The 23,341-nt window shown below is 43.5% G+C and carries 18 protein-coding genes; 6 read left to right on the forward strand and 12 right to left on the reverse strand.

The window, feature by feature from the left end:
- Nucleotides 1–264: 264 nt before the first annotated feature.
- The 5 genes from Q4Q49_RS00910 to Q4Q49_RS00930 form a co-directional block, all read right to left on the reverse strand.
- Nucleotides 265–1,293: a GGDEF domain-containing protein gene (locus Q4Q49_RS00910; protein ID WP_063882908.1), complete on the reverse strand. Its 1,029-nt coding sequence runs from the start codon at nt 1,291–1,293 to the stop codon at nt 265–267.
- Between the two features lie 271 nt (nt 1,294–1,564).
- The gene (locus tag Q4Q49_RS00915) at nt 1,565–3,190 is read right to left on the reverse strand and encodes a phosphoethanolamine transferase (RefSeq protein ID WP_012587610.1); all 1,626 of its coding nucleotides are present in this window, start codon (nt 3,188–3,190) and stop codon (nt 1,565–1,567) included.
- 269 nt (nt 3,191–3,459) lie between these two features.
- Nucleotides 3,460–5,553 carry a prolyl oligopeptidase family serine peptidase gene (locus Q4Q49_RS00920; RefSeq protein WP_311998390.1) on the reverse strand — a complete coding sequence of 698 codons (2,094 nt, stop codon included), beginning with the start codon at nt 5,551–5,553 and terminating at the stop codon, nt 3,460–3,462.
- Between the two features lie 211 nt (nt 5,554–5,764).
- Nucleotides 5,765–6,256, reverse strand: a complete 492-nt coding sequence (locus tag Q4Q49_RS00925) for a MarR family winged helix-turn-helix transcriptional regulator (protein ID WP_006081696.1) — start codon at nt 6,254–6,256, stop codon at nt 5,765–5,767.
- Nucleotides 6,256–7,575 carry a cation diffusion facilitator family transporter gene (locus tag Q4Q49_RS00930; RefSeq protein WP_311998391.1) on the reverse strand — a complete coding sequence of 440 codons (1,320 nt, stop codon included), beginning with the start codon at nt 7,573–7,575 and terminating at the stop codon, nt 6,256–6,258. The genes Q4Q49_RS00925 and Q4Q49_RS00930 overlap by 1 nt, the downstream gene beginning before the upstream one ends.
- A 638-nt stretch (nt 7,576–8,213) precedes the next feature.
- Between Q4Q49_RS00930 and eco the strand changes: the two genes are divergently transcribed.
- The gene (gene eco / locus Q4Q49_RS00935) at nt 8,214–8,765 is read left to right on the forward strand and encodes a serine protease inhibitor ecotin (RefSeq protein WP_311998392.1); all 552 of its coding nucleotides are present in this window, start codon (nt 8,214–8,216) and stop codon (nt 8,763–8,765) included.
- A gap of 87 nt (nt 8,766–8,852) precedes the next feature.
- Here eco and Q4Q49_RS00940 read toward each other — a convergent pair whose 3' ends face one another.
- The 4 genes from Q4Q49_RS00940 to Q4Q49_RS00955 form a co-directional block, all read right to left on the reverse strand.
- Nucleotides 8,853–9,128: a hypothetical protein gene (locus Q4Q49_RS00940; protein WP_006081699.1), complete on the reverse strand. Its 276-nt coding sequence runs from the start codon at nt 9,126–9,128 to the stop codon at nt 8,853–8,855.
- Nucleotides 9,121–11,109 (reverse strand): RecQ family ATP-dependent DNA helicase, encoded by a 1,989-nt coding sequence (locus Q4Q49_RS00945; RefSeq protein WP_311998393.1) that lies wholly within the window; start codon nt 11,107–11,109, stop codon nt 9,121–9,123. Before Q4Q49_RS00945 ends, Q4Q49_RS00940 begins: the two co-directional genes overlap by 8 nt.
- Nucleotides 11,110–11,445: 336 nt before the next feature.
- Nucleotides 11,446–11,784, reverse strand: coding sequence for a hypothetical protein (locus Q4Q49_RS00950; RefSeq protein WP_006081701.1), 339 nt, complete (start codon nt 11,782–11,784; stop codon nt 11,446–11,448).
- A gap of 110 nt (nt 11,785–11,894) precedes the next feature.
- The gene (locus Q4Q49_RS00955) at nt 11,895–12,434 is read right to left on the reverse strand and encodes a hypothetical protein (protein WP_311998394.1); all 540 of its coding nucleotides are present in this window, start codon (nt 12,432–12,434) and stop codon (nt 11,895–11,897) included.
- A 590-nt stretch (nt 12,435–13,024) separates the two neighbouring features.
- Here Q4Q49_RS00955 and Q4Q49_RS00960 point away from each other — a divergent pair.
- A complete protein-coding gene (locus tag Q4Q49_RS00960; RefSeq protein WP_311998395.1) occupies nt 13,025–14,140 on the forward strand; it encodes a tyrosine-type recombinase/integrase in 1,116 nt (371 codons plus the stop codon).
- 405 nt (nt 14,141–14,545) lie between these two features.
- The gene (locus Q4Q49_RS00965; RefSeq protein WP_311998396.1) at nt 14,546–16,603 is read left to right on the forward strand and encodes a PhoX family phosphatase; all 2,058 of its coding nucleotides are present in this window, start codon (nt 14,546–14,548) and stop codon (nt 16,601–16,603) included.
- Between the two features lie 163 nt (nt 16,604–16,766).
- Here Q4Q49_RS00965 and Q4Q49_RS00970 read toward each other — a convergent pair whose 3' ends face one another.
- Nucleotides 16,767–17,531, reverse strand: coding sequence for a tRNA-uridine aminocarboxypropyltransferase (locus Q4Q49_RS00970; protein WP_106650563.1), 765 nt, complete (start codon nt 17,529–17,531; stop codon nt 16,767–16,769).
- 397 nt (nt 17,532–17,928) lie between these two features.
- Between Q4Q49_RS00970 and ampC the strand changes: the two genes are divergently transcribed.
- Both ampC and emrD read left to right on the forward strand, forming a co-directional pair.
- Nucleotides 17,929–19,113, forward strand: coding sequence for a class C beta-lactamase (gene ampC / locus Q4Q49_RS00975; protein WP_311998397.1), 1,185 nt, complete (start codon nt 17,929–17,931; stop codon nt 19,111–19,113).
- A 409-nt stretch (nt 19,114–19,522) separates the two neighbouring features.
- On the forward strand, nt 19,523–20,755 hold the full coding sequence (emrD, locus tag Q4Q49_RS00980) for a multidrug efflux MFS transporter EmrD (protein WP_311998398.1): 1,233 nt from the start codon (nt 19,523–19,525) through the stop codon (nt 20,753–20,755).
- Nucleotides 20,756–20,966: 211 nt separating this feature from the next.
- Here the strand turns inward: emrD and pssA are convergent, their stop codons facing one another.
- Both pssA and Q4Q49_RS00990 read right to left on the reverse strand, forming a co-directional pair.
- Nucleotides 20,967–22,280 carry a CDP-diacylglycerol--serine O-phosphatidyltransferase gene (gene pssA / locus Q4Q49_RS00985; RefSeq protein ID WP_220590300.1) on the reverse strand — a complete coding sequence of 438 codons (1,314 nt, stop codon included), beginning with the start codon at nt 22,278–22,280 and terminating at the stop codon, nt 20,967–20,969.
- Nucleotides 22,281–22,291: 11 nt separating this feature from the next.
- Nucleotides 22,292–22,624 carry a DUF1904 domain-containing protein gene (locus Q4Q49_RS00990; RefSeq protein WP_006081709.1) on the reverse strand — a complete coding sequence of 111 codons (333 nt, stop codon included), beginning with the start codon at nt 22,622–22,624 and terminating at the stop codon, nt 22,292–22,294.
- A gap of 475 nt (nt 22,625–23,099) precedes the next feature.
- On the opposite strand from Q4Q49_RS00990, the gene Q4Q49_RS00995 reads away from it, so the two are divergent.
- Nucleotides 23,100–23,276, forward strand: a complete 177-nt coding sequence (locus Q4Q49_RS00995; protein ID WP_006086754.1) for a hypothetical protein — start codon at nt 23,100–23,102, stop codon at nt 23,274–23,276.
- Nucleotides 23,277–23,341: the final 65 nt, after the last annotated feature.

The following is a 23,341-nucleotide window of genomic DNA, read 5'->3' on the forward strand; positions in this document are numbered from 1 at the left end:
CTGACTAACAAAAACGCCGCAATGATTTGCGGCGTTTTGTTATCACATCTGCTGAAATCCATAGTACAACCACAAAGTTCAATTTTTATGCAACTGACTCTTATCGATTAATCACTTAAAATGTCAGATGCTTGAGAAGTGTATTGGTAATGAGCCAAGGCTGGCACCGTTGGCTGAATAAACGCAGCAAAATAAAGCTGTTTATGGTAACTGAACCAGCAAAACTCAGCCGAAAATCACCTCTCTATTTATACCCTATCTATTTTATCCCCTGACGCAGTTACGGCCTTCGGACTTGGCTTGATACAGGGCCTTATCGGCGCGACTAAATAGAGTTTCGGCATCGTCGCCTTGCTGCAATGAAGCCAGACCAATCGAAACAGTAATGGCGCCAAGGGAAAGTTTTTTGTCTTTTCCTATGGTTAAGCGGCGCTCAGAGATACGTTCCCGAAGATTTTCAGCCACTTGTAATGCATCGTGAAAATGAGTGTTAGGCAACACCACCACAAATTCTTCGCCGCCATAGCGCGCCACAAAGTCATCCCCTCGCACACATTGTTTTAAGGCTAATGCGACATAGGCTAACACTTTATCGCCGGTTAAATGGCCATAAGTGTCGTTAAAGGCTTTAAAGTTATCGATATCGATCAGTAAAAGGCTGCAACGGGTTTGATGATCTTGGGAGAGGTAGATTTGATCTTGAATACTCAGTTCATAGGCACGGCGATTATGCAGCGAGGTTAATTGGTCCGTCATCGCTGCCAGACTCAGGTTTTCCATTTCAGATTTAAGATTTTGCACTTCTTGGCCCATGGTGCACAGGCTTTGCTCCATCTCACGGTTGTTGATGAGCAGCATCTGCATTTCATCGACCACACCATCAACCAGCTCATTTAAAGTATTAATGTCGGGATTTGTCTGTAGGCGCAAACCAAACTCAGCTAATGAACCTGAAAACGCTGCGGTACCTTGACTCAGTTGGCTAATTTTACTTAACAAACTATTGATCAGAATTTGTGTCTCAATCTGCACATTTTCAATTACTTCGGGTGACTGTTCTTGAATGAAGTTCTTATACAGGCTGGTATTGACCTCCTTAGTAAAAGAGACCGAATTAGCCAGAAAGCCATCAATCGCACGATTTAAATCGAGATTTGTCCCTGCAAAATATTCATACCAAACAGTGTAGTTTTCAGGTGTAACGGGGATATCGAGGGCAGACATTTGCGGTACGGCCAAACGCAAAATTTGCGCGGCAGAATCAAGCTCTTTATTTTCTGCAGTAGAAGGCATAAATCGCGAACCATAGACTTGTTATGTTTTTGTATGCATTAAGTTAACTCAAGTGCTTCGATTTGGATATGGGAGAAATCAATTATTATGATAGGGAGCAAAAGAAAAGAGGATGTTGCCATCCTCTTTGAAGTTCATACTTGGATCGACTAAGACAAACTAACGAGGTATCACTCAATAACTTGTGGTCAGTAGATCATACTGAGTCACAAGATAACATTGAGTCGCACGATAATGTTAGCGACTCAATATTGATGAGTTAATGGGTTGATTAACCTCGGCAACTGGCAAAGATATCTAACTTAGGCTGATATACCTCGGTCTTGACATTCATTAGGCCTAAAAGACTATCGAATAAATTGTCATGGGAGAAACCGCCCTTCGCCGCGTGCTCAGCTAAACAGGCCATGTCTAAGTGGTTATCTTTACTGAAATCTTCAGATACCCAAGCAAGCATAGGAATACTCGTCTGTTCGATTGGCGCAATGCTATAAGGAGCGCCATGTAAATACATGCCCTTCTCGCCTAAAGATTCGCCGTGGTCGCTCAAATACAACATGGCTGGATCAAATTTATCTTGCTGATTTTGTAACTTTTTCACTACTTCGCTGATGATGTAGTCAGTATATAAAATGGTGTTGTCGTAGGTGTTCATCAGCTCATCTGGGCTACAGTTTTGGATATCGCTGCGCTGACAATCCGGTGTGAACTTACGGTGCTCCGGTGGATAACGTAAGAAATACGTCGGTCCATGGCTACCAATCACATGCAGGACAATCACAGTATCTTTGCGTTCTGCAGTGGCCAAGGTTTCATCTAATTTGTTGAGTAACACTTGGTCGAAACAATATTGGCCAGTACACAACTCAGGGTCGCTGTTCAAATCAATCGAAATATTTTCAACTTGATCGCACACGCCTTTACAGCCAGAGTCGTTATCAAACCATTGCACTTTAATCCCGCCATGGTTCAACACATCTACCGCAGTATCTTGAGCATAGGCGCGGCGAGAATCGTAATCTTCCCGTCCCATGCGCGAGAACATGCAAGGAAGAGAAACAGCCGTTGCCGTGCCACATGAACTGGTATCTTTAAAGACAATTAAGCCTTGATCTTGGGTATGGGCGTTGGTTGGCTTGTCGTAACCATAATACTGATAACTCATCGAACGCGCGGTTTCACCGACCACAAGCACTAATAAGTTAGGTTTACCATTAGGGTTGGCACTGACATTTTTGGCATCAAGACCCAGTGGCTGATATTCAATCGGCGTTTGTAAGTAGTGCACATTAATGTACTTAGACGCAGCGCCAATAAAATACGTCGGCACGATATAACGTTTTAGCTCGTCGTTGTTGCGGCCAAAGGCGGCATAATCTTGAAAATAAAAGAAAGCAATAATGCCGAGTCCCGCCAACATCGCCAGCATAAACAGCACTTTATGTAGTAACTCTTTGAAGAAAGGCTGGTACTGAATATCTGCCTTATAGATAAGGTACGCAGGTAAAATCCCTGTCAGTAACATATTCATTATCGAAGCAAAATTCACATACATCAGCGCTTCGGCATGATTGGTTTGAAAAGTGTTTTCAATCATGCCGTAATCAAACACGACATTGTATTGATAGGCGGCGAAGAACACACTCGATGACAACAAAGTGAGTATGATGAAAAACGGCTTAACGAGGTACTTCACCGTAAATAAGGAAAACACAAAGCTGAGGGCAAAAGCTAAAAACAACGGCATAGTGGCGATGAAGATAGGATCGACATCCGGTTGTTTTTCGATGCCTTTTTTAATGATGCCGAATAGTGGGATATTGAAGATACAAACGTAAAATAACGCTGTGATAAAAGTGAATCGATTCACCGATAGAGTCTTAAATCTTGCTAGCACTGATAGCTCTCACTCAAATTAGTTGTTTGTCGAGACTAACTTAATTTTCTTAAGGTAATCTTAGGCTGTAACAGTCAAATTTTTTGCCATAGTAGCAAGCTCTTGGTAATGGCTCAAATTATCTGTGGTTAATGCTCACATTTTAAAAACAAACTTAAAAAAACGGCCGAACCTCAATGAGTTCGACCGTTTTTTGCTCCCCAACCTATTAGGGCCTTGCTCGGTTTTTATCACCAACGAGTTAACAATTCATGTTAACCCTGCGGTGATTATCGTAACTGCTGTAATAAGTAGGCAAACGCCATTGAATTAAGTTCCGCAGCTTGATTATTATCTGCAGCGCCGGCGTGGCCACCTTCGATATTTTCGTAGTACAACACATCAATCCCCATGTCTTTCATCTTAGCGACCATCTTACGGGCGTGACCTGGGTGAACCCTGTCGTCACGGGTAGAAGTGGTGAAAAAGACCTTTGGATAATGCACGTCTTTATGCAGGTTATGATAAGGCGAGTAGGTTTTAATGTACGCCCATTCTTCTGGAATATCAGGGTTACCGTATTCACCCATCCAGCTGGCACCCGCTAGCAACTTATTGAATCTAAACATATCAAGTAAAGGTACTTGGCACACGACTGCATTATAAAGATCTGGTCTGCGGGTAAATGCCGCGCCCATTAACAAGCCGCCGTTGCTGCCACCTTGGATGCCTAAATGTTTGCTTGAGGTGATTTTACGGGCAATCAAATCTTCAGCGATTGCCTCAAAATCCTCATAGGCTTTATGTCGATTTTGCTTTAACGCCGCTTGATGCCAAGCAGGGCCGTATTCGCCACCGCCACGAATGTTGGATAACACATAGACGCCGCCCTGCTCCAACCAATTCTTACCAATGGTGGCCGAATAAGATGGACGCAGCGACACTTCAAACCCGCCGTAACCGTAAAGTAGCGTGGGATTAGTGCCATCTAACTTAAGATCCTTCGCCATCACCACAAAGTACGGCACTTTAGTGCCATCTTTAGACGTCGCAAAATATTGCTCAGTTTTAAACTTGTCCGCAGCAAACTGTTGCGGCATACCTTTAATTTTCTTTGGATTTAAGGTTTTGGCATTCACAGTGTAGAGACTTGAAGGCTCAAGAAAGCTAGTGTAATTCACGAAGAAATCATCACTGTCTTGCTCAACGTCCATCACAGTCAAGGCACCATTCGCTTCAAACGGTACGTGAGTACTCTGCCAAGCGCCCTTTTCGTCTTGCTCATAACGCACTAATTTGCTTTTCACGTTATCGAGCCAATTAACGAAAATTGCACTCTTGCTAAAACTGAGCTGTGCAATCGATGCGGTTTGAGTCGGGCTCACAAATAAACTGAACTTGGCTTTTTGGGCGATGAGATCCGCCACATCGGCATACACGACCGCGCCTTGCTTAAAGTTACCGTCTTGATTGGTTAAATCACTCTTTAACTCAATGAATAACTTACCTTTAAAATAACCTTTAATCTCTGCATCTTGCGGTAAAGGCAATCCAATGAGTTTACCGTCTTGGTACACATATTGGCTGGCGGTATAAAAGGTATGCGCCTCGGTCACTAAACTCAGCGGCGTTTTATCATCGAATAACACCCAGCCTGAGACTGCAACTGAAGCCTTGTCGCCGGTGAAAACAGGCTTAGCTTGGTCGAGTGGCGTGCCGCGTTGCCACAGTTTAACACCCCTTGGATAACCCGAATCCGTCATGCTTTGACCATCACCAAAATCTGTACCGACAAAGGCATGATCTTTATCTATCCAGCTCAGGCTCGATTTGGCTTCTTTTAAAAAGAATGGCTTATCTTTGGCAGCAACAAAGGATTTTGTGTTGAGATTAAATTCACGCACTTCCACCGCATCGGCACCGCCGCGAGACAATGAGACAAAACAGCGCTCATTTTCGGGATATTGACAGCTAATATCCTTAAATACCCAATTGACGGCTTCGGCTTTACCTAAGGCATCGATATCGAGCACGGTTTCCCATTTAGGATCGGCCTTGGCATATTCTTCCATTGTGGTGCGACGGTAAATGCCGCGCACATGGGTGTCATCCTTCCAAAAGTTATATAACTTGTCGCCAATATGGGTGGCGTAGGGAATGCGTTCTTTATCGTTCAGGATGGCGAGGCTATTCGCCACTAAGGTATCAAAACCTTTGAAGGTTTTAATTTCGGCGGCCGATGCGGCATTTTGGGTTTTTACCCATTCCATAGGCTTAGCGCCTTCAACATCTTCCAACCAAATATATTTATCTTCTTCTGCGTGAAGTTGACCGCTCATTCCGAGCACTCCTGCAATGCACCAAGGCAGTAATTTATTATTCATTCTATTCCTTTTATACAAAGTCCATCTTGAGATCTGCCCTTACATTACCTTAATTAATATCCAGTTCAACTATTAATCCAACAAGAATGCAACAAAAGGTAAGATATTGTAATGGCTGATGAATAATCTAGAATGAATCGCGTTTTTAAAGATGTCGTGCTATAAAAAAGCGTCCACGAGGGACGCTTTTTAGTCGATGACCTAGGGTAAATTAAAACTCGTTATTCATGCGTGACAGCAAATTAAGCAGCACGATTCGTTCCTCACTGCTCATTTTTGCGGTGAGATCTGTGGTGAGTTGTAGATGCAGAGCATCATGTTCAAGGAACAAGGCTTGCCCCTTATCGGTTAACTCCACCAGAATCGAACGGCGATCGGTTTCATGGGGGCGTCGCACGACCCACTGTGCCTCCACCATTTTATCGATTTGAACCGTTAATGTGCCAGTTGTGACACCAATCTTGTCCGCCAATTCCTTCATCCGCATGGCGCCATGCACGCCAAGTAACTCAATCGTGTGCACCTGCGACAGACTAAAACCTTTGTCACGTACAATGGCGTGCTCCCAAGACGACAGCTTTTCGTAAAATTCAATAATCACATGATTTAATGCATGATCAGTTGAATGTCCAGCTGTTGAGTGGGCAGTCGAATGTGGCTCACTTGAATGCAGGTTTGATGAATGATGATGTTCAACAGTCATTAGGCTTCCTTAGCCATACACTCGCGCTGACGGCAAGTATGGAGTTCGATGGTGATATGGGCCAACTCAGGAAATTGTGACAGTAACTGACTAAAATAACTGACATCTTTTGGTGAATGGGACACGATGGACACCATAATAGCATGGTGATCGGCGCTCACTCGCCAAAGATGTAAATCGGCCACTTGATGATCCGTTACAGCTTCAATGGTTTGTGTGACTTTACGTTGCAATGACGCTTTAACGCCACCGTCCAGTAAAATAGGACTGGTTTGCTGAATGAGTCCCCAAGACCAACGGCTGATAATCACAGCGCCGACAATCCCCATAATCGGGTCGAGCCAAGTTAGTCCCATGTATTTACCAAACAACAAGGCAGCGATGGCCAGCACTGACGTTAACGCATCGGCTAGTACGTGAAAATAGGCCGCGCGTAGGTTGTGATCATGGCTACCGTGGGCCTTCTGGCTCTTGTGCTCATGCTCATGCTCATGCTCATGCTCATGCTCATGCTCATGCTCATGCTCATGCTCATGCTCTGCAGCATGTTGGTGATCCTGTTCATGTTGGCAATGGCTGTGATCATGATGACTTTCATCGTGTGCATGTGAGTCATGGTGCGGGTGCGGATCCACATCATGTGAATGCGCTGTATGGGCATGATCGTCATGGGTGTGTGCTTGGCTGTTATGATGCGCGTGAGCATGTTCGTCTTCATGATCATGTTCATGGTCGTGACTATGATCATGTTCATGGTCGTGACTATGATCATGTCCATGACCATGACCATGAGCGTGCCCGTGATCGTGGGTATGATGATCTTTAAGTAAAAACACACTCAGTATATTGACGCTTAAACCAATAACGGCCACAAAAATAGCTTCGTTGAAATGAATTTGCTCAGGACTAATCAGCCGCATTCCCGATTCAATCAACATCACCAATGCCACTAAACCTAAGGCTATTGCACTGGTGTAACCGCCAAGCACACTGACCTTACCTGTGCCAAAGGCAAAGGCAGGATCGTTAGCGTGTTTACGGGCATAGGAATAGGCAAACAGGGTGATCATAAAAGCCGCGGCATGGGTGCCCATGTGCCAACCGTCGGCGAGCAATGCCATAGAACCGTATATGGTTCCGGCAGCAATTTCGGCCACCATAGTGATCACAGTTAAATACAGTACATAGCGTGTGTTTTTTTCGCCATCGCGGTTCTGATTCGAAAACTCATGTGAGTGTTGCCATTGGGTGAGTGAGTGCCCTTGGCGGTGGGCAGAAGCTTGATGCCCTGTCGCTTGCTCGGCTGTAGTTGATTTCATTGTGTAATTCCTACTCCATGTCCATCGCTATCAATGATAAAAAACGTGTTGCCTGAATTATAGTTTGAAAATCAAAATATATGAAGATCAAATTAACTATTTATCAAGATATACCGTTTTCAAACTTTTAAACATGCCTGTGGATCCCCATAATGCACCTGTACTCCTGTCACGAGTCGAGACGCTGATATGTGAATTAAGATAGGCAGCTAGACTAGGCAAAGGATATCAGGCAAGGTTTAATGGATTAGCATTTAATTTATGTGTGAAAACATCTGAGTCAGCAGAGTAAGATTGGCTTTATTGCAGCCTTACGCAGTTGTAGAAAGACTCAGAAGCGGCTTTTCAGAACGAGTTGAAATCCAAGTTTTAAGGTTGTTATCTAGGCTGTTTCGTATATTTTTCGCATGATATGAGTCATTAAACCGCCACAGCAAAGAATTGAAATAGCACCGAATTTAACAAAATAAGTCATTTAAAATAAAAAATAACCCTTATTATTCAGATGGATAAAAATCATTTGAGTAAACATCGATTTTTATTGAATAATTTAACCCTTTTTTATCTCTGCCGCGTTTATAGGGACAGAACAACGACAAACTTGTCGACATCCATTCAGTTCGATTAGGAGAAACAAGATGAAATTGAAGACCTTATTTAGCGTTAGCACTGTTCCCCTTGCATTTGCATTATTGTCATTCAATGCTGCGGCAGTTAGCCCGCCACACCCAACAGGATTAGATGCGCCTATGATCAGCATTCAACGTTTTGACCCAAAAAATTACAGCGCACAGGAAGCGACTAAGATGTTCCCTGCTCCGGCGGCCGGTATGGTGCAGCACATCCTGAGTTTACCTAAGTTAGAAAACGAAGATGACTACATGATCGAAATCCAAATTGGCCAGACTCAAATGGTCGATTGCAATAAGCATGGATTAAACGGGGAATTGAAGGAACTGACAGTACAAGGTTGGGGTTATAACTACTATCAAGTGGATAAAATCGCTGAAGGGCCGAGCACTATGATGGCCTGTTTCGAACTGGCGAAGAAAGAGGCTTTTGTACGTATTCCGGGTGAACTAAAAATGCGCTACGACAGTCGTTTACCTAAGGTATTTTATCTACCAGAAGGCGCGGAACTGCGTTTCAGAACGTGGAAAGTGGATTCAACCTATCAATATTCCAAGTAGGTAGCACGATTTTAACGCTCGAGTCATCAATCGAATGCGCTTCGAGTCTTTGCTGATTGATAAAAGCAAAGACTCGAAGAACATTAACTAGAATCGTTTAATTCTAACGACTTGCATGATTTCTATCTCAAAACCCGCCACAGTTTCTGTCTCTGGGTAATAGATGACATTGATCTTTTGCCCTTGCAGATTACGATATTTTTTCACCCGTCTAAATTTAAACGGCACATCACAATCTTCAATCATAACAGTATGTTGTACCCACTCTGCCTTTTCCCTTTGCATATGGGAAACCACAGTCACACCTTCAGAGTGAACTAAATGTTCATGGGTGGCTAACATCTTTTTTACGGCCTTATTCATGTTCAACTCTTTTATCATCTAGTTGCGACAACAGTGACTCAACTTTCTGTTTAATTTCAGCATATCTCAATTTTTCACAGCGGCCGAAGCCACTTAACTTACGCACTTGAAAACGACTCACCAAAGGCACCGACATGCCTGCGAGGCAACGACAATAGGTATCGAGTGACAAAGCATCAATGCCTTTAGCCGTTAAATGATGTTTCAACTCACGCAAATCAGCCAATATCTGCTGATCTGTCGGCCAAGTTGGTTCCGTCGAATAGCGCAACTTAGCAATATTGCCGCGGCAAACACTGCAATGACCGCAGACCGCTGGCGTCTCATTATCATCAAAATAACGGGATAAATTGTGGCTTAAGCACGTCTCAAGTTCAAAAAAGCGGACTAACTGCGCGATTCGCGCAATTTCTTTCTGCTCTTTATCGATAAAATAATGGTACAGCTCATCGATGAGTTCGGGACGCGCTAATGCGGCAACATCCAGCCGATACACATCAGTAATTCGTTTAGTTTCTAATTCAATGAACTGATGTTCAGCTAAATATTCCAGCGCGGCTAACACGCGGCTGCGCTCATGACCCGTCGCACTGTACAAGGCATCAAAATCTAACGCACCCCATATTTTCTTCATCTGCGTATGATTAAAAATCTGCGTCAAAAAAGCCTGCCGCTCGGAATTAAATCGGCTCAGAATGGCGTGTTTGTCGACCAAAAACTTGTAATTAACGTCAGCGTAGTAAGCGAATAACGGCTTAACCACACCTAAAATTTCTAGCTGCACAAGTAACGTTTTTAACGGTAACTGGCGAATATTACTCGCCGTCGACACGCCATTGAGCTGACATTCCCACTGACCGGAATCTTGTTCAAGTCGAATCGCCTCAATGACTTGTGCTATACCTTCTCGCTCTGGCGTATCGCCATACACAAAATTCTCAACGGTATTGAGCCCGTCAAGATTGGCCAAGGTGACACAATGGGATAACGCACCATCACGCCCTGCTCTGCCGATTTCTTGGCTGTAGTTTTCAATAGATTTAGGCAAATCGTAGTGGATCACAAAACGAATATTGCTCTTATCGATTCCCATGCCAAAAGCGATGGTTGCCACCACCACTTGCAGCTTATCCTGCATAAAATCATTTTGAATTTGTTGACGTTTTTCATCTTCAAATCCAGCATGATAGGCACTGGCGACTATACCTTGTTGGCTCAAGAGTCGTGCGACCGTTTCGGCGGTTTGCTGCAAAGTCACATACACAATGCCGGCACCTGAGAATGATGCAATCTGGTTAACCAGTAAGGCATTCTTCTCTCGCGTTGATACAGGCAGAACAGTCAAATCTAAATTGGGTCGATAAAATCCCGTTTGCACTATGTGTTCAGGCGCAATATCAAAGCGCTTGGCCATATCCAGTTTCACTTTACGTGTTGCTGTGGCCGTCAATAACAGTACCAATGGGATCTCAAGCTCACGCCGATAGTCGGGCAATTTAAGATAATCGGGCCGAAAATTATGGCCCCACTCTGAAATACAATGCGCCTCATCGACGACCAGCATGGACAGCGGAACCGATTGAATAAATTGCCGAAAACGTTCATTTTTGAAACGTTCCACCGACACCATCAAGATTTTCAGCTTGCCAGAGCGCGCATCTGCCATCACTTGCTGACTCTGCTCGGCGCTTAAGGTTGAATCTATGCTGGCCGCATGAATTCCCTTAGATTGTAAAAATTCCAGCTGATCTTTCATCAAGGCGAGTAAAGGCGAAATCACTAAACTCAAATGGGGTAACTGCAATGCTGTAAATTGATAACAAAGGGATTTACCAGAACCCGTCGGAAAAATCGCTAAACTCGACTTCCCCGCCAACAGTTGTGTTATCGTTTGCGCTTGGCCAGGGCGAAATTCAGAAAAACCAAAATCCTGCTGCAACAAACTAATGTATGGATTGGTTTCTGGAATGGGATTGAACATCAACCGTCCTTTACACTCATCCTTACCACCCAAAAAATTCGGGTATACCGCAAGAAAAAGATTCAGCATTAAGTGAGTCGACTAGTCTAGCAAATTTTGAGGTACTTTACGGAGTTAATTACCGGCAACTGAGTTTTGGAGCTGAATTTATCGGTTGAAAACCATGATGCCGCAGATAAAGTGTGACGGTTAATCTATTGATTTTATAAGAAGTAATTGGCTATTCTTATAAAAAATTAAATGCCAAAATAAAAACGGCTTTTAAAAATGAGCGATGGACAATGTAAGCGCCGAGGCTAGAGCTTAGGTTCATCTCGGCAACATGCAGTCTTCAGTTTAAGGTTTTCTCGCAAGGTATAAATTAATCAGCGAGGTGAGTTTATCCTGAAATCTTTCTTCAAAACTATCAATATCACGTCCGATAGAGACAAGATATTTCGTCGCTTGTTCGCGGGAAAGTAATTTATTGGCAACACTGTATTGCATCTCTTCCAATGTTTTATCGTATCTTGGGATCAGCAACCAAGTGCCAACATCGACGTCGAAATGTTGCATCGCTTTCTGGGCCAAAGCACAAAAAGCCTCAATATGATCCACACCATCTGGTCCGAGACAGCCTGGCTCAATTCGGCACAGGACAGCAATTTTCCTATCATTTTCAATGCTTACACTCATTTCTGATGCCCCATGTTACTTAATCCTAAACTAAAAATATCCCTTTAAACTTAACAGCAATTTTACGTGTCTGCACAGATAAGTCACGGCTAACTTGCTCATTTAAGCGATTATTGATCACGTATCTCGACGCTAATAATATTGTCAACAATATCATCTGAGTGCTGTAAATGATTTTGTGAGTTATCAGCATCATGCTCCGACAATAAGTTATCTATTGCCTGATCAAAACTGTCTAACTTTTGTGTCTCCATATAACGCTTTAATCTCTGAATAATATCCCTACTTACCTCTATATGGGATTTTTTCTGACGCTTTTTTATTTGAGATAGCTCTTTACGAACCATGCGCCAACCCAAATCAGTAAAATACTGATTGAGCATTTTGTTTACATTCTTAAGCTCGTTGTCGAGTCGCTGTGTCTTTTTACGTAATCGGACCAATTCATTTAATTGTGTCACCAACTCTGTATAGAAAACCGTTTGTAACTCAGCGTCACAAAACCAATCTGGTTTAGATGCCACAGCTTCAGGATTGATAAGGCGATAAATTAAGGGTAAGGCAAAAATTAATTCTGCTTCCTCAAGCAATAATAATTTTCTGCCTGCTGTCGGTTTGTCTTGTTGATATATCCAAGCTTGCGGTTCCATAAATACGTTTCTTTAGTTAAGCATGCGTTTAATGCGGATGAAATAAATGGGACCTCATGCTAGTACAAATCGATAAATATTAATATATGGTTCAACCATTTTATTGACTGAGAATCGATCCCTTGCGCTTCTCTTTTGCCTTTGGCAGAAATAGCTGAACGCATATCACATCAAGTACCAGATAAACGGTTGTCGTTATTAGCTTAAATTTCCCCCGACACACAAGCCTAGTTGAGCTGCATGCCATTCATGCAGGCCAATAGAATGGTTAAACCATTCTTTAAAATTATGCGTCTGTGGCTAACCAAGTTCGAAACCACTGCATAGAGAAAGTACAAATTTCATACTATCATTGCCTTTATTTTTATATCCCTTAATTAATCGCCATTGTTAGAATAGGTTTATCTTGGCTGTTTTTTAAACTAAATAATCCAGCTAAATGTTATTTAATGCCCACTCCTCTGATAAAAGAGGATTATTTAAACAAATAAGCATTCTACCAGTGATAATGACGATTATCACTGGTAGATATAGCTATAATTTGCGTATAATTACGCCTTCTTAATTCGATATCAGGTGACTTCAACGGCATGTCTAAAATGATCCGGACAAATAGTAATGCTCAAAATAACGCCAATATATCGAATGAAAGAGCGACTGGCTCAGATCATCACCATAATAACCGTGCTGAACAGCCACGTTTTTTTGAAGAGTCTTTCCTACCACAATCTGTTCGAAGTGATTATTTAAGCGCCGCTGAAGAAACTGAATACGAAATTTCAGTTAACACTCGCCGTGTTTATAATACGAGCTTTAGTGTATTTAGCCGTTATTGTGCCGAGCACCAACTTCAGGCCCTGCCCGCAGATCCACGAAGCGTAATTTCATTTATTGGTCATCAAAAAGAATTGATCCAAGAAAGCACTGGCGTTCAACTTTCAAAGCAAACATTAACCACAAGGTTGGCAGCAATTCGCTACCATCATATTCAAGCGGGATTCCACTCGCCTACCGAACATCCTCTGGTGATCAGAGTGATGCGTGGCTTGAGCAGAAATCAATCTCGCCATGTGAGTGACTATGATCAGCAACCCATTATGTATGATGAAGTGGAAATGTTGATCCAGGCTATCGATGAACAAGTGCAGCCATTAACCCGAGCGAGGGACAAAGCGATTATTCAATTAGGATTACAAGGTGGTTTTCGTCGTTCTGAACTGGCAGATATAAAAGTTCAGTATGTCAGTTTTCTGCGTAACAAATTAAAAGTACGCCTGCCCTATTCGAAGAGTAATCAGCAAGGCCAACGGGAATGGAAAGACCTGCCAGACCATGAACCCTTTGCAGCACTCGACGCCGTGAAAAATTGGTTATCGTTAGCCAATATTGAAGACGGACATTTATTTAGATCGCTTTCCCGTGATGGAAAAAATTTACGTCCGTATCAAATAAAAGACCGACATTCCGGATCTAGTTCATTACTGAATAAAAATAGTGGTTTCCTTACCGGCGATGATATTTATCGGATCATAAAAAAATATTGTACTAAAGCAGGACTGCCCGCCAAATTTTATGGCGCTCACAGTTTGCGCAGTGGTTGCGTAACACAACTGCATGAAAATAATAAAGATCACTTGTACATCATGGCCAGAACCGGACATACCGATCCGCGCTCACTTCGTCACTATTTAAAACCAAAAGACTGAAACTTAACGATCACAGGTCAAGCATTAACTTCTCGTTTTAGCCTGAATTTTAAACTGAGAAATAGACTTCACTTGATTCTTCTAAGAAGGAAAAGGATTTCATTCAAAGGACATTAATGTACAGAACTAATAAGTATTAATGGAAACACATTAGATAATTATATAAATTAACAATTTAAGTTATATTAAAAACATCAAATTAGAGCAATAAAACTAATTAATTTTATTTTAAGATTGATATCTTTCCAACCTAAAACACTTATCACATCCAATTTAAAATTCTTAAAAAATATAAGCTTGGTTAGCATGTAAATTATTCCTGTAATATAAAACCAGCTTTATTGTCATATTGGTACTTTAGCCTTAGGCACGAAATTTAATTCATCGTACTAGCCGGAGTAAAATATGAGTAAGGCCACCTTTGACCCTACACTTTATAATAAAAGTAATAATGAATCCTTTAATCAAGTGTTGGATAAGCATTTATCTCGCCGTAATTTCGTAAAAAGTGGCTTAGGCCTCAGCGCTATGACTGCTTTTGCCAGTGTTGGCTTAACCGCTTGTGGTTCAGACAATGAAGCTGTTCCTAAACCTGTCGATCCAGTCACACCAGTGCCACCGACTAAAAGCAGTGCCAAGCTTAACTTTACATCGGTTGCGGGTTCTCGCTTAGATGCGGTTGTCGTGCCAGAAGGTTACACAGCGCAGGTGTTAGCACCTTGGGGCACGCCATTAAACGCAAAAGCGGCGCCATGGAAAAACGATGGTAGTAACACGGCCGATGACCAAGCCAACTCAGTGGGCATGCACCACGATGGCATGCATTTCTTCCCATTAAATGATGCGGGTGATGACGGTCTACTCTGCATTAACCACGAATACATTGACGAAGATGCCTTGCATCCTACGGGCCAGACATTTGACCCCACTTCTGGTCTTCGCACTGTTATCGATGAAGTGCGCAAAGAAATTAACGCCCATGGCGTGTCGGTTGTACGTATAAAACTGATGAATAATCAATGGGAAGTTGTCAGTAATGATGGTCATAACCGTCGATTCACTGGCGCGACTGTGATGGATATCAGCGGTCCTCTGGCCTACTCTTCGCTACTCGAAACCCGCTATTCTCCCGACGGCAGCCAAGCACGCGGCACCTTAAATAACTGTGGTAATGGCTACACGCCTTGGGGCACTTACCTGACCTGTGAAGAAAATTGGCCAGGCTATTTTGCCAATCGTGGCAGCTTAACCGCCGATCAGAGTCGCATCGGGATCAGTAAAACCAGTACACGTTATGGCTGGGACGATCTTGCGGGTCATGATGAAGAACGCCTCGATGAATTTGCCCGTTTTGATGTCACGCCAAAGGGCGCAAGTGCGCAGGATGACTACCGTAATGAAGCAAACGGCCACGGTTATATTGTCGAAATTGACCCGTACAATGCCACATCTCGCGCGGTAAAACGTACCGCCCTTGGTCGTTTCCGCCATGAGGGTTGTACCTTTGGTAAATTAACCGAAGGCAAGCCCGTGGTGTTCTATTCTGGCCACGATTCGCAATTCGAATACCTCTATAAATTTGTTTCAAATGCGGCCTGGGATGCAAAGGATGCTGACAGCAGCAACCGCCTTCAAACTGGCGATAAGTACATGAATGAAGGTACTTTATACGCGGCTAAATTCAATGAAAATGGTGGCGGTATTTGGTTGCCTTTGACGTTAGATAGCCAAACCACAGACGGCAAAACCTTAAGCGATAGCTTCGCAACTTTGGCCGACATTATTTTAAACACAGCGGGCGCAGCGGACCTAGTCGGCGCGACACCTATGGACCGACCTGAATGGTGCGCGGTCGATCCATTCACAGGTTCAGCTTATTTGACCCTGACCAACAACTCGAAACGTACCGAAGCGAATCCTGCCAACCCAAGATTGAAAAACTATTTCGGCCATATTATCCGTTGGGATGAAGGCGACAAAGCGACTGAATTTACATGGGATATTTTTGTTTTTGGCTCTCCCAGCGATGGCAATTCTGAGACCAACTTGTCAGGCTTAACCGATCTCAATCAATTTGCCAGCCCAGATGGTTTAGCCTTTGATAAACGCGGTATCTTGTGGGTTCAAACCGACAACGGCGCCAAGGAAGTTGCCGAAGAAACTAACGATCAAATGCTCGCAATAGTGCCTTCAACACTTGTAGATGGCCAAGAGAAACAAGTAGGCGTAACCGCCGATAATCAAATGGAATTAAAGCGTTTCTTTGTCGGCCCCAACGACTGTGAAGTGACAGGTTTTGCCATTAGCCCAGATTACACTTCGGTATTTGCTAACATTCAGCACCCAGGTAACTGGCCTTATTCGTCTAATGCCGCTGAACAAACACCAGCCGGAATCACATTACGGCCTCGCGCCGCCACTGTGGTTATTCGCAAATTAGATGGTAAAGAAGTCGCTGTATAAGTCGTTATCTGTGGATATATCGGCATTGGTCGAAGTGTAAATAAAACGTTATTGCCAAAAAATATATACGCTTATATAAACTCCCCTTACCTGAGGGGAGTTTTTTTATTTAAGATAATAGCGGACTTAAATGCTTTAAATACACATTCATTTAGAAGATGAATTAACGCTTGCCGTTATTGGCCTGTTCAAAAGCTAGTTCAAAGGCATCGGTAAAATCTGTGATTGGCAGAAGATCTTCGCGGCAACGACGATTACGACCCAGTAATGATGATTCGACAAACAAATCAAACCATGTACTTAAGGCTTTGCCATTAGCCGCTTCGCCAATCGCCCCTAAAGCTAATGATGCCACCTCGGCGGTGCCAAGTTGAAAGTCATGGCTGCCTTTACGCAATGCATAGGTTGCCAGCGTATCTGGGTCAAAGGAAAGCAGTGGCAAAGAATGCAAGTATGGACTCTTACGGAACATTTTAATCGCTTCACGCCAACTGCCATCGAGCATGATTAACAACGGCCGTTTGCCTTCGGCTAACATCGACATAGGTACCTGATTTAGTACCGTTTGTCCTTGCTCCGCATATTGGGCAGGAAACACTAAATAGGGTTGATATTGCGGCGAATTGAGTAAGGTAAGTAATGCCGCTTCAGGTTCAGTGCGCGACCAAATATAGGCGTGTGTATCTGGGATGAGATCCGCAATCAAGCGCCCACTGTTAGTTGGTTTTAGCACTTCATCGTTGTACATGATCAGCAGAAAACTCGCTTGAGTCTGTAACTGACGGCGCAGCGCGCAGGTACAGAACTGCTCACCTAAAAGACATAATGGACAGCGGATCAGTTTTTTACCACGGGCACCAAAGGGCTTAGTCGATAGAGACTTACGGTACTGATATAAATGGTGCACTGCATGTGGGGCTAAAGCCATAAAACCTATTCTCTTTCAAACTTATTAGGGATTGCAGCTAAGTTATTCAGCACTTTCCTCTCGCGGTGGCGCAGTTTATCCCTTGGCCGTAAATGGCGCAATCCGCGCAATACATTATCGCGATAAAAGGCATTAGTGTCGGTGTTTGATGGTATAAGCTGCTGACTAAACTTTGCATTATGATTAAGGAAACCTCTTAGAATACCGCAACAGCTGTAATGCAAAACTCCATTCCATCACGCAGTATTTAACACTCGATTAGCGAGGTTAACCTTTCAATTACTTACAGAGGGGATATTGACGCTAAATATCAGTAAGGACTTAACTTAATGGGGAATTACCGTAATATCGTGTGCAATCTCTACTCTATAAATGCAATTTCGATAAAAGGTCAATTATGCAACGACATACCCTGCTCGCTACCATGCCGTTATTAAGCGGTGTACTGCTCACTGCAACGCTTTTTTCTAATGTCACTACGGCCCAAACGCTTAATTCCAAAGACATCCAGTCACTTGTTGATTCTGCCGTCAAACCTCTGATGGCCGAGTACGGCATTCCCGGTGCGGTGATTGGCATCACCATTGAGGGTAAACAGTATTTTTACCAATATGGGGTCAGTTCTAAAACCACAGGGCAAAGTGTGACTGAAGATACCCTGTTCGAGATTGGCTCTATCAGTAAAACCTTTACCGCAACACTGGCTAACTACGCACAGGGCGAAGGTAAATTAACACTCACGGATATGGCCAGTGATTATGTTCCAGCATTAAAAGGCAGCCATTTTGATAAGATTAATCTCATCAATTTAGCCACCCACACAGCGGGTGATTTGCCGATGCAAGTTCCTGATAAGGTCACTAATAACGCAGAGTTAATGGATTACCTTAAGCATTGGCAACCGTCATTTGCCCCAGGGACTCACAGGAATTACGCCAATCCTAGCATTGGCCTGCTCGGCATGATTGCCGCACAGAGTTTAAATAAAACGTTTCAACAAGCTCTTGAGCAAACGCTATTTCCACAATTAGGTATGACCAGCAGCTATATCCAGGTTCCGAGCAGCAAAATGGCTGATTATGCCCAAGGCTACAATAAGCAAGACATGCCAGTGCTGGTCAATCCTGGTGTATTAGCAGATGAAGCCTATGGCGTAAAAACCACAGCCACGGATCTGCTGCATTTTGTGGAGGCCAATATGCAAATGCACACGCTGGCTAAGCCACTGCAAACGGCACTCGATGAGACCCACACGGGATACTTTGATGTGGGCATGATGACTCAGGATATGATTTGGGAGCATTACTCCTATCCTATTGATCTTGATAAAATACTTATGGGCCACACTCAGGAAGTGGTGTTTGGCAGTACGCCAGTAAAACCCATAGTGCCGCCCCTCGCGCCGCAGCAAAATGTGTGGATTAATAAAACCGGCTCAACCGGCGGTTTTGCCGCTTATGCAGCATTTATTCCCGCGCAAAAGCTTGGCATAGTATTGTTAAGCAATAAAAACTATCCCGTTCCGCCACGGGTGACAGTGGGGTATCAGATTTTAACGGGCATAGAAAAACTACAAAAATAGTATCTTTCTAGTCGCGACTATTAAAGGAGATATGCCGATTCGCTATCTCCTTTATTATTTGTTCCTTAACTATATTTTTAGCGTGACTTTTTTAGGGTGGCTTGTATTAGGCACCTTATCCACTTGTTTACCTCCAATCTCTTAATAGCCAATTTTTTTAAGCAAACTCCCATGTAATAAAATAGGCAGTGAAGGGTTAATCTGAGTATTAATTGATTTGCAAATATTCGACCTAGTTAACAGACGAATAACCCTACGTAAGTTTAGCTTTACAGCTAAAAATGAAGAGAAAAACTTATGCGTCGCATTAAAAATTATTTCATCAAATCAATATGATTGACACTTGAAGTTACGCTTTTAGGGAGTAAGATGCGCGCAAATACATTAAGTGACCTTTTTCGGAAATATCATGTCAGGCACGCCTCACTCTCCTATTCATCACGATATCGCTCCAACGGCGAGTCAGTCTAGTTTACTGTTAATGATTGTCTTTATGGTCGCCTGTGGCCAAATGGCGCAAACGATTTTTGTGCCTGCCCTTCCGCAAATTGCACTCGGGCTCCATGTGGACGCCAGTCAGCTACAAGCAGTGATGGCCTGTTACTTACTCTCCTATGGGATGTTTCAATTTGTGTATGGCCCAGTGTCAGATCGCGTTGGTCGTAAAATGCCACTCGTCGTGGGTATCGCAATTTTTATTATAGGTGCAGTGTTTGCGGCTCAGGCCACAAGCTTTAACCAACTGATTATGGCGAGCCTTATCCAAGGATTAGGCACAGCCAGCGCGGGCGCTTTATGCCGGAGCATTCCCCGCGATCATTACTTTGGCGACCGACTGGTTAAATTTAATAGCTATGTATCAATGGCCGTAGTGTTTTTACCTTTACTGGCACCATTTATCGGTAGCGCCAGTGCAGCTTATTTTGGCTGGCAAGCTGTGTACTGGGTGTTAGCGGGATTCGGTGCTGTGGTCTGGCTGTTATTGATATTCGCCTTTAAAGAGTCATTACCTAAGGCGCAGCGAGAACATCAAGCCGTTATCGCATCCTATCGGCATGTCCTGCGCCATAGAGCATTTCGCGCTTACTTGTTTTCTTTGATCGCGACCTTTGCGGGTATTGCGGCATTTGAAGCGATTGCAGGCGTACTCTATGGTCAATATCTTGCACTGACGCCCTTCATGGTCAGTTGTTATTTTGTGGCGCCGATTCCAGGCTATTTATTGGGCGCGCTGATCGCAGGTCGACAAAATAAGCCACGAAGAGTTATCTATCAAGGTGTTGCGCTGCTTGGCGCTGGCGCCTTATTCATGTTGATCCCGGGGCTTTTCAATTTAGTCGTCGGTTGGAGTTTACTGGTTGGATCGATTTTATTCTTCAGTGGCGCTGGTATGTTATTCCCTACCCTGACCTCGGCGGCTTTAGAGCCATTTCCACGTCAAGCAGGAATTGCAGGGGCATTACTGGGAGGATTACAAAATTTTGGTGCCGGACTTGCCGCATTGACTATGTCTTTAGTGCCTATGGGCGGCCAGTTGAGCATAGGTTTATTAAGCGCTGTCATGGTGGTGTTAGTGATTTTGTCTTTGTATTACGCCAGAGATCAAAATGACACTCACCACAATTTGATGCCACAGATTTAATGTCCTAAATTTAAGATCCTAGATTTAAAACTATAGATTTAAAACCATAGATTTAATGCCGAAAAATTGAAGTCATAGCGTTCTTAGCTTAAGCAAAATCTATTATCGTAATTTAACAAAAAAGCCCACATTGATGTGGGCTTTTTTAATCGGTAACAAACTGTACTTAAACAGAAATATTGGCAAATACGTTGTGCTATAGAACCCAGCGTTACAGAATGCGGCGCAGTAAAAAGTCGGCTTTAAGGCGACGAATTCGGGTCATGATCTTCTTCACAGGTGCAGGATAACTCTGCAAGGTATCCACTTGGCTGTAGTGATATAACCGCTGTGTGTGCTCAAGAATATGCGCCTGCTCGGCTTCAAACTGAGCTTTCCAGCAACCAATTTCATCTTGGATCAACAAACCATTCTCAAGATCCAGCGCCCAAGCTCTTGGATTCAGGTTAGAGCCTGTGATCAAATGCTTATTGCCGTCGGCACTGATGCCCTTGAGGTGATAACTGTTGATGCCGTGTTTCCACAGATGGATATTCAGCTGGCCATTATCAATCGCCCACTGTTGGCGTTTAGCAAACTTACGCAATGATTGCTCATACATATAGGGCAAGGCACCTATGGTGGAGAAATCCTGCTCAGGCGGAATATAAAAATCGTTAGCCGTCTTGTCGCCCACCACGATATCGATACGTTTGCCATTGCGTAAATGCTTAGCTAAAGCGCGCACTAAAATGTACGGCGGATTAAAATAGGGCGTGCAAATAAACAGCGAGTCCTTTGACTCTTCCACCAAGGCGACAACCACTTTATTGAGTAAGTTTTTCTTGCGCCCTAGCCCAAGTAACGGCGTGATGCGGTTGCCATCACGGGTTTCCTTAAACTGGTACTCCGCGTCAGACAATCTCAGCTTAAAGCTGCGCATGTCAGTCTTAGGTGGCAGTACTTCTTGCTCTGCGTCTTGGGTTAACGAACACACGGCAGGATCGGCAATGATATTTTTCTGGATCATCGCACGCATACTGCGGGCTAACTCGGCCGACTCAATCAAGTGATAACGGTCGAAACGATACTTATCATTTTGTTGTAAATAGATATTATTGAGACTGGCACCGCTATAGATCACCGCATCATCGATAATAAAGCCCTTTAGATGCAGTACGCCCATAAATTCACGGGACTTAACGGGGACACCTAAGATATCGATAGGATGTTCGGCTTCAGCCATCACTTTGCGGTACATTAAATAGTTACCGCTATCGCCTTTATGGCCAATCAAACCGCGTCTTGCGCGGTGAAAGTCCACTAAAACTTTGACATCAAGCGCTGGATTTGCCGCTTTGGCATCCATCAGGGCTTGTAATACTTCACGGCCAGCTTCGTCATCTTCTAAATACAGCGCCGCAATATAAATACTGTGCTTGGCGCTCGCGATACGAGCGAGTAATTCTGCCTTGAAACGGCATGGCGTGAGCAACCACGTTAAAGCCTCGGGTTGAACGGCTATTCCACCAAGCTTATCTAGCAAGGCATCCTCCTTTAATCATGCTGACCACCCCGATAGGAAGCACTGGGGTTCAGTGATAAAAACATCACAGCAATATGTGTTAACTCTGGATAGGCCTCTGTCACTGCCTGCCTGATCGTTTGTTCTACTTTAAGATGGATATCAGGGTCCTTAGGGAACCAGAGTAACTCAACTTGGACGAAGCGTTGATCAATTTTTCCATTTCGAAAACTGATGCTTGGGATCCAATCTAACGTGAAACTCTCTGCATTACCTTTACATATATCCGCCAATGACTGCAGTAATGTTTGGCTGAACGCTGCAACGACCGCTTGTGGTAAGCCGCGCATACTAATATGTGGCATGGTTTAGTTGTTACCTAAGAACCTAAAATCGTAAGGGGTAGAAATTACCGACTTCACCTCGTCTCGGCAAGACTTTTCTCCCAAAAGCTCTGTTAAAGCTCGCGGTTTTGCTGGTAATTTGACCTTACGCGATGTTATCCCGCTGTAGCGCCACTATTTAGCTAGAAATCATGTCTTTTGGGCAAGGATTACAACCACATTTAAGGGCTGATTTTTTGGTACAACTATCATGTTAAGGGCAATGCAAAAGTGTGAATATTATCGCTTCTATATTAACCTGACAGTCCCTGAATTAAATGATGTTTAACGCAAGCTGCCTATACAAACCGTCGCTGGCTTTACTGAATATCTGCAAAAATGTCGGTCAAATCACAAAATAATCTTCAAACCTATTTCGTTTACCCCGAACCCAATGATTTAGCGTAAACTAAAACGCCTATTTGCGATTGAATCAACACGATAAAAGACCAAAACCATGAACAAAAAAATTCTGCTGACGTTAGCGCTGACACTGCTGTTTGCTTGGGGTATTTTCCATTTTAAAGCCCAATTGGGATTACTGATCCTGCCACTGTTTATCGGACTGGTATTGTTTGTTACCCTACGTTTATATCGCTTGATGGAAAAGGATGACGGCAGCAGTGAAGATTAGCCCTGCATTGTTTCACTTTAACCTGAAGGCCCATGATGTTCTTAATAAAAATGGCCAATCGCTAA

It is taken from the genome of Shewanella sp. SP1S1-7 (assembly GCF_031932105.1).
GTDB lineage: Bacteria > Pseudomonadota > Gammaproteobacteria > Enterobacterales > Shewanellaceae > Shewanella > Shewanella baltica.

Bases quoted from the DNA above. Each gene is read 5' to 3' on its own strand.
- Q4Q49_RS00970 (WP_106650563.1), bottom strand. From the start codon at position 17,531: ATGGCTTTAGCCCCACATGCAGTGCACCATTTATATCAGTACCGTAAG.
- Q4Q49_RS00960 (WP_311998395.1), top strand. From the start codon at position 13,025: ATGTCTAAAATGATCCGGACAAATAGTAATGCTCAAAATAACGCCAAT.
- Q4Q49_RS00955 (WP_311998394.1), bottom strand. From the start codon at position 12,434: ATGGAACCGCAAGCTTGGATATATCAACAAGACAAACCGACAGCAGGC.
- Q4Q49_RS00990 (WP_006081709.1), bottom strand. From the start codon at position 22,624: ATGCCACATATTAGTATGCGCGGCTTACCACAAGCGGTCGTTGCAGCG.
- Q4Q49_RS00910 (WP_063882908.1), bottom strand. From the start codon at position 1,293: ATGCCTTCTACTGCAGAAAATAAAGAGCTTGATTCTGCCGCGCAAATT.
- Q4Q49_RS00940 (WP_006081699.1), bottom strand. From the start codon at position 9,128: ATGAATAAGGCCGTAAAAAAGATGTTAGCCACCCATGAACATTTAGTT.
- Q4Q49_RS00920 (WP_311998390.1), bottom strand. From the start codon at position 5,553: ATGAATAATAAATTACTGCCTTGGTGCATTGCAGGAGTGCTCGGAATG.
- emrD (WP_311998398.1), top strand. From the start codon at position 19,523: ATGTCAGGCACGCCTCACTCTCCTATTCATCACGATATCGCTCCAACG.
- Q4Q49_RS00925 (WP_006081696.1), bottom strand. From the start codon at position 6,256: ATGACTGTTGAACATCATCATTCATCAAACCTGCATTCAAGTGAGCCA.
- Q4Q49_RS00930 (WP_311998391.1), bottom strand. From the start codon at position 7,575: ATGAAATCAACTACAGCCGAGCAAGCGACAGGGCATCAAGCTTCTGCC.
- Q4Q49_RS00995 (WP_006086754.1), top strand. From the start codon at position 23,100: ATGAACAAAAAAATTCTGCTGACGTTAGCGCTGACACTGCTGTTTGCT.
- Q4Q49_RS00965 (WP_311998396.1), top strand. From the start codon at position 14,546: ATGAGTAAGGCCACCTTTGACCCTACACTTTATAATAAAAGTAATAAT.
- ampC (WP_311998397.1), top strand. From the start codon at position 17,929: ATGCAACGACATACCCTGCTCGCTACCATGCCGTTATTAAGCGGTGTA.
- eco (WP_311998392.1), top strand. From the start codon at position 8,214: ATGAAATTGAAGACCTTATTTAGCGTTAGCACTGTTCCCCTTGCATTT.
- Q4Q49_RS00945 (WP_311998393.1), bottom strand. From the start codon at position 11,109: ATGTTCAATCCCATTCCAGAAACCAATCCATACATTAGTTTGTTGCAG.
- Q4Q49_RS00950 (WP_006081701.1), bottom strand. From the start codon at position 11,784: ATGAGTGTAAGCATTGAAAATGATAGGAAAATTGCTGTCCTGTGCCGA.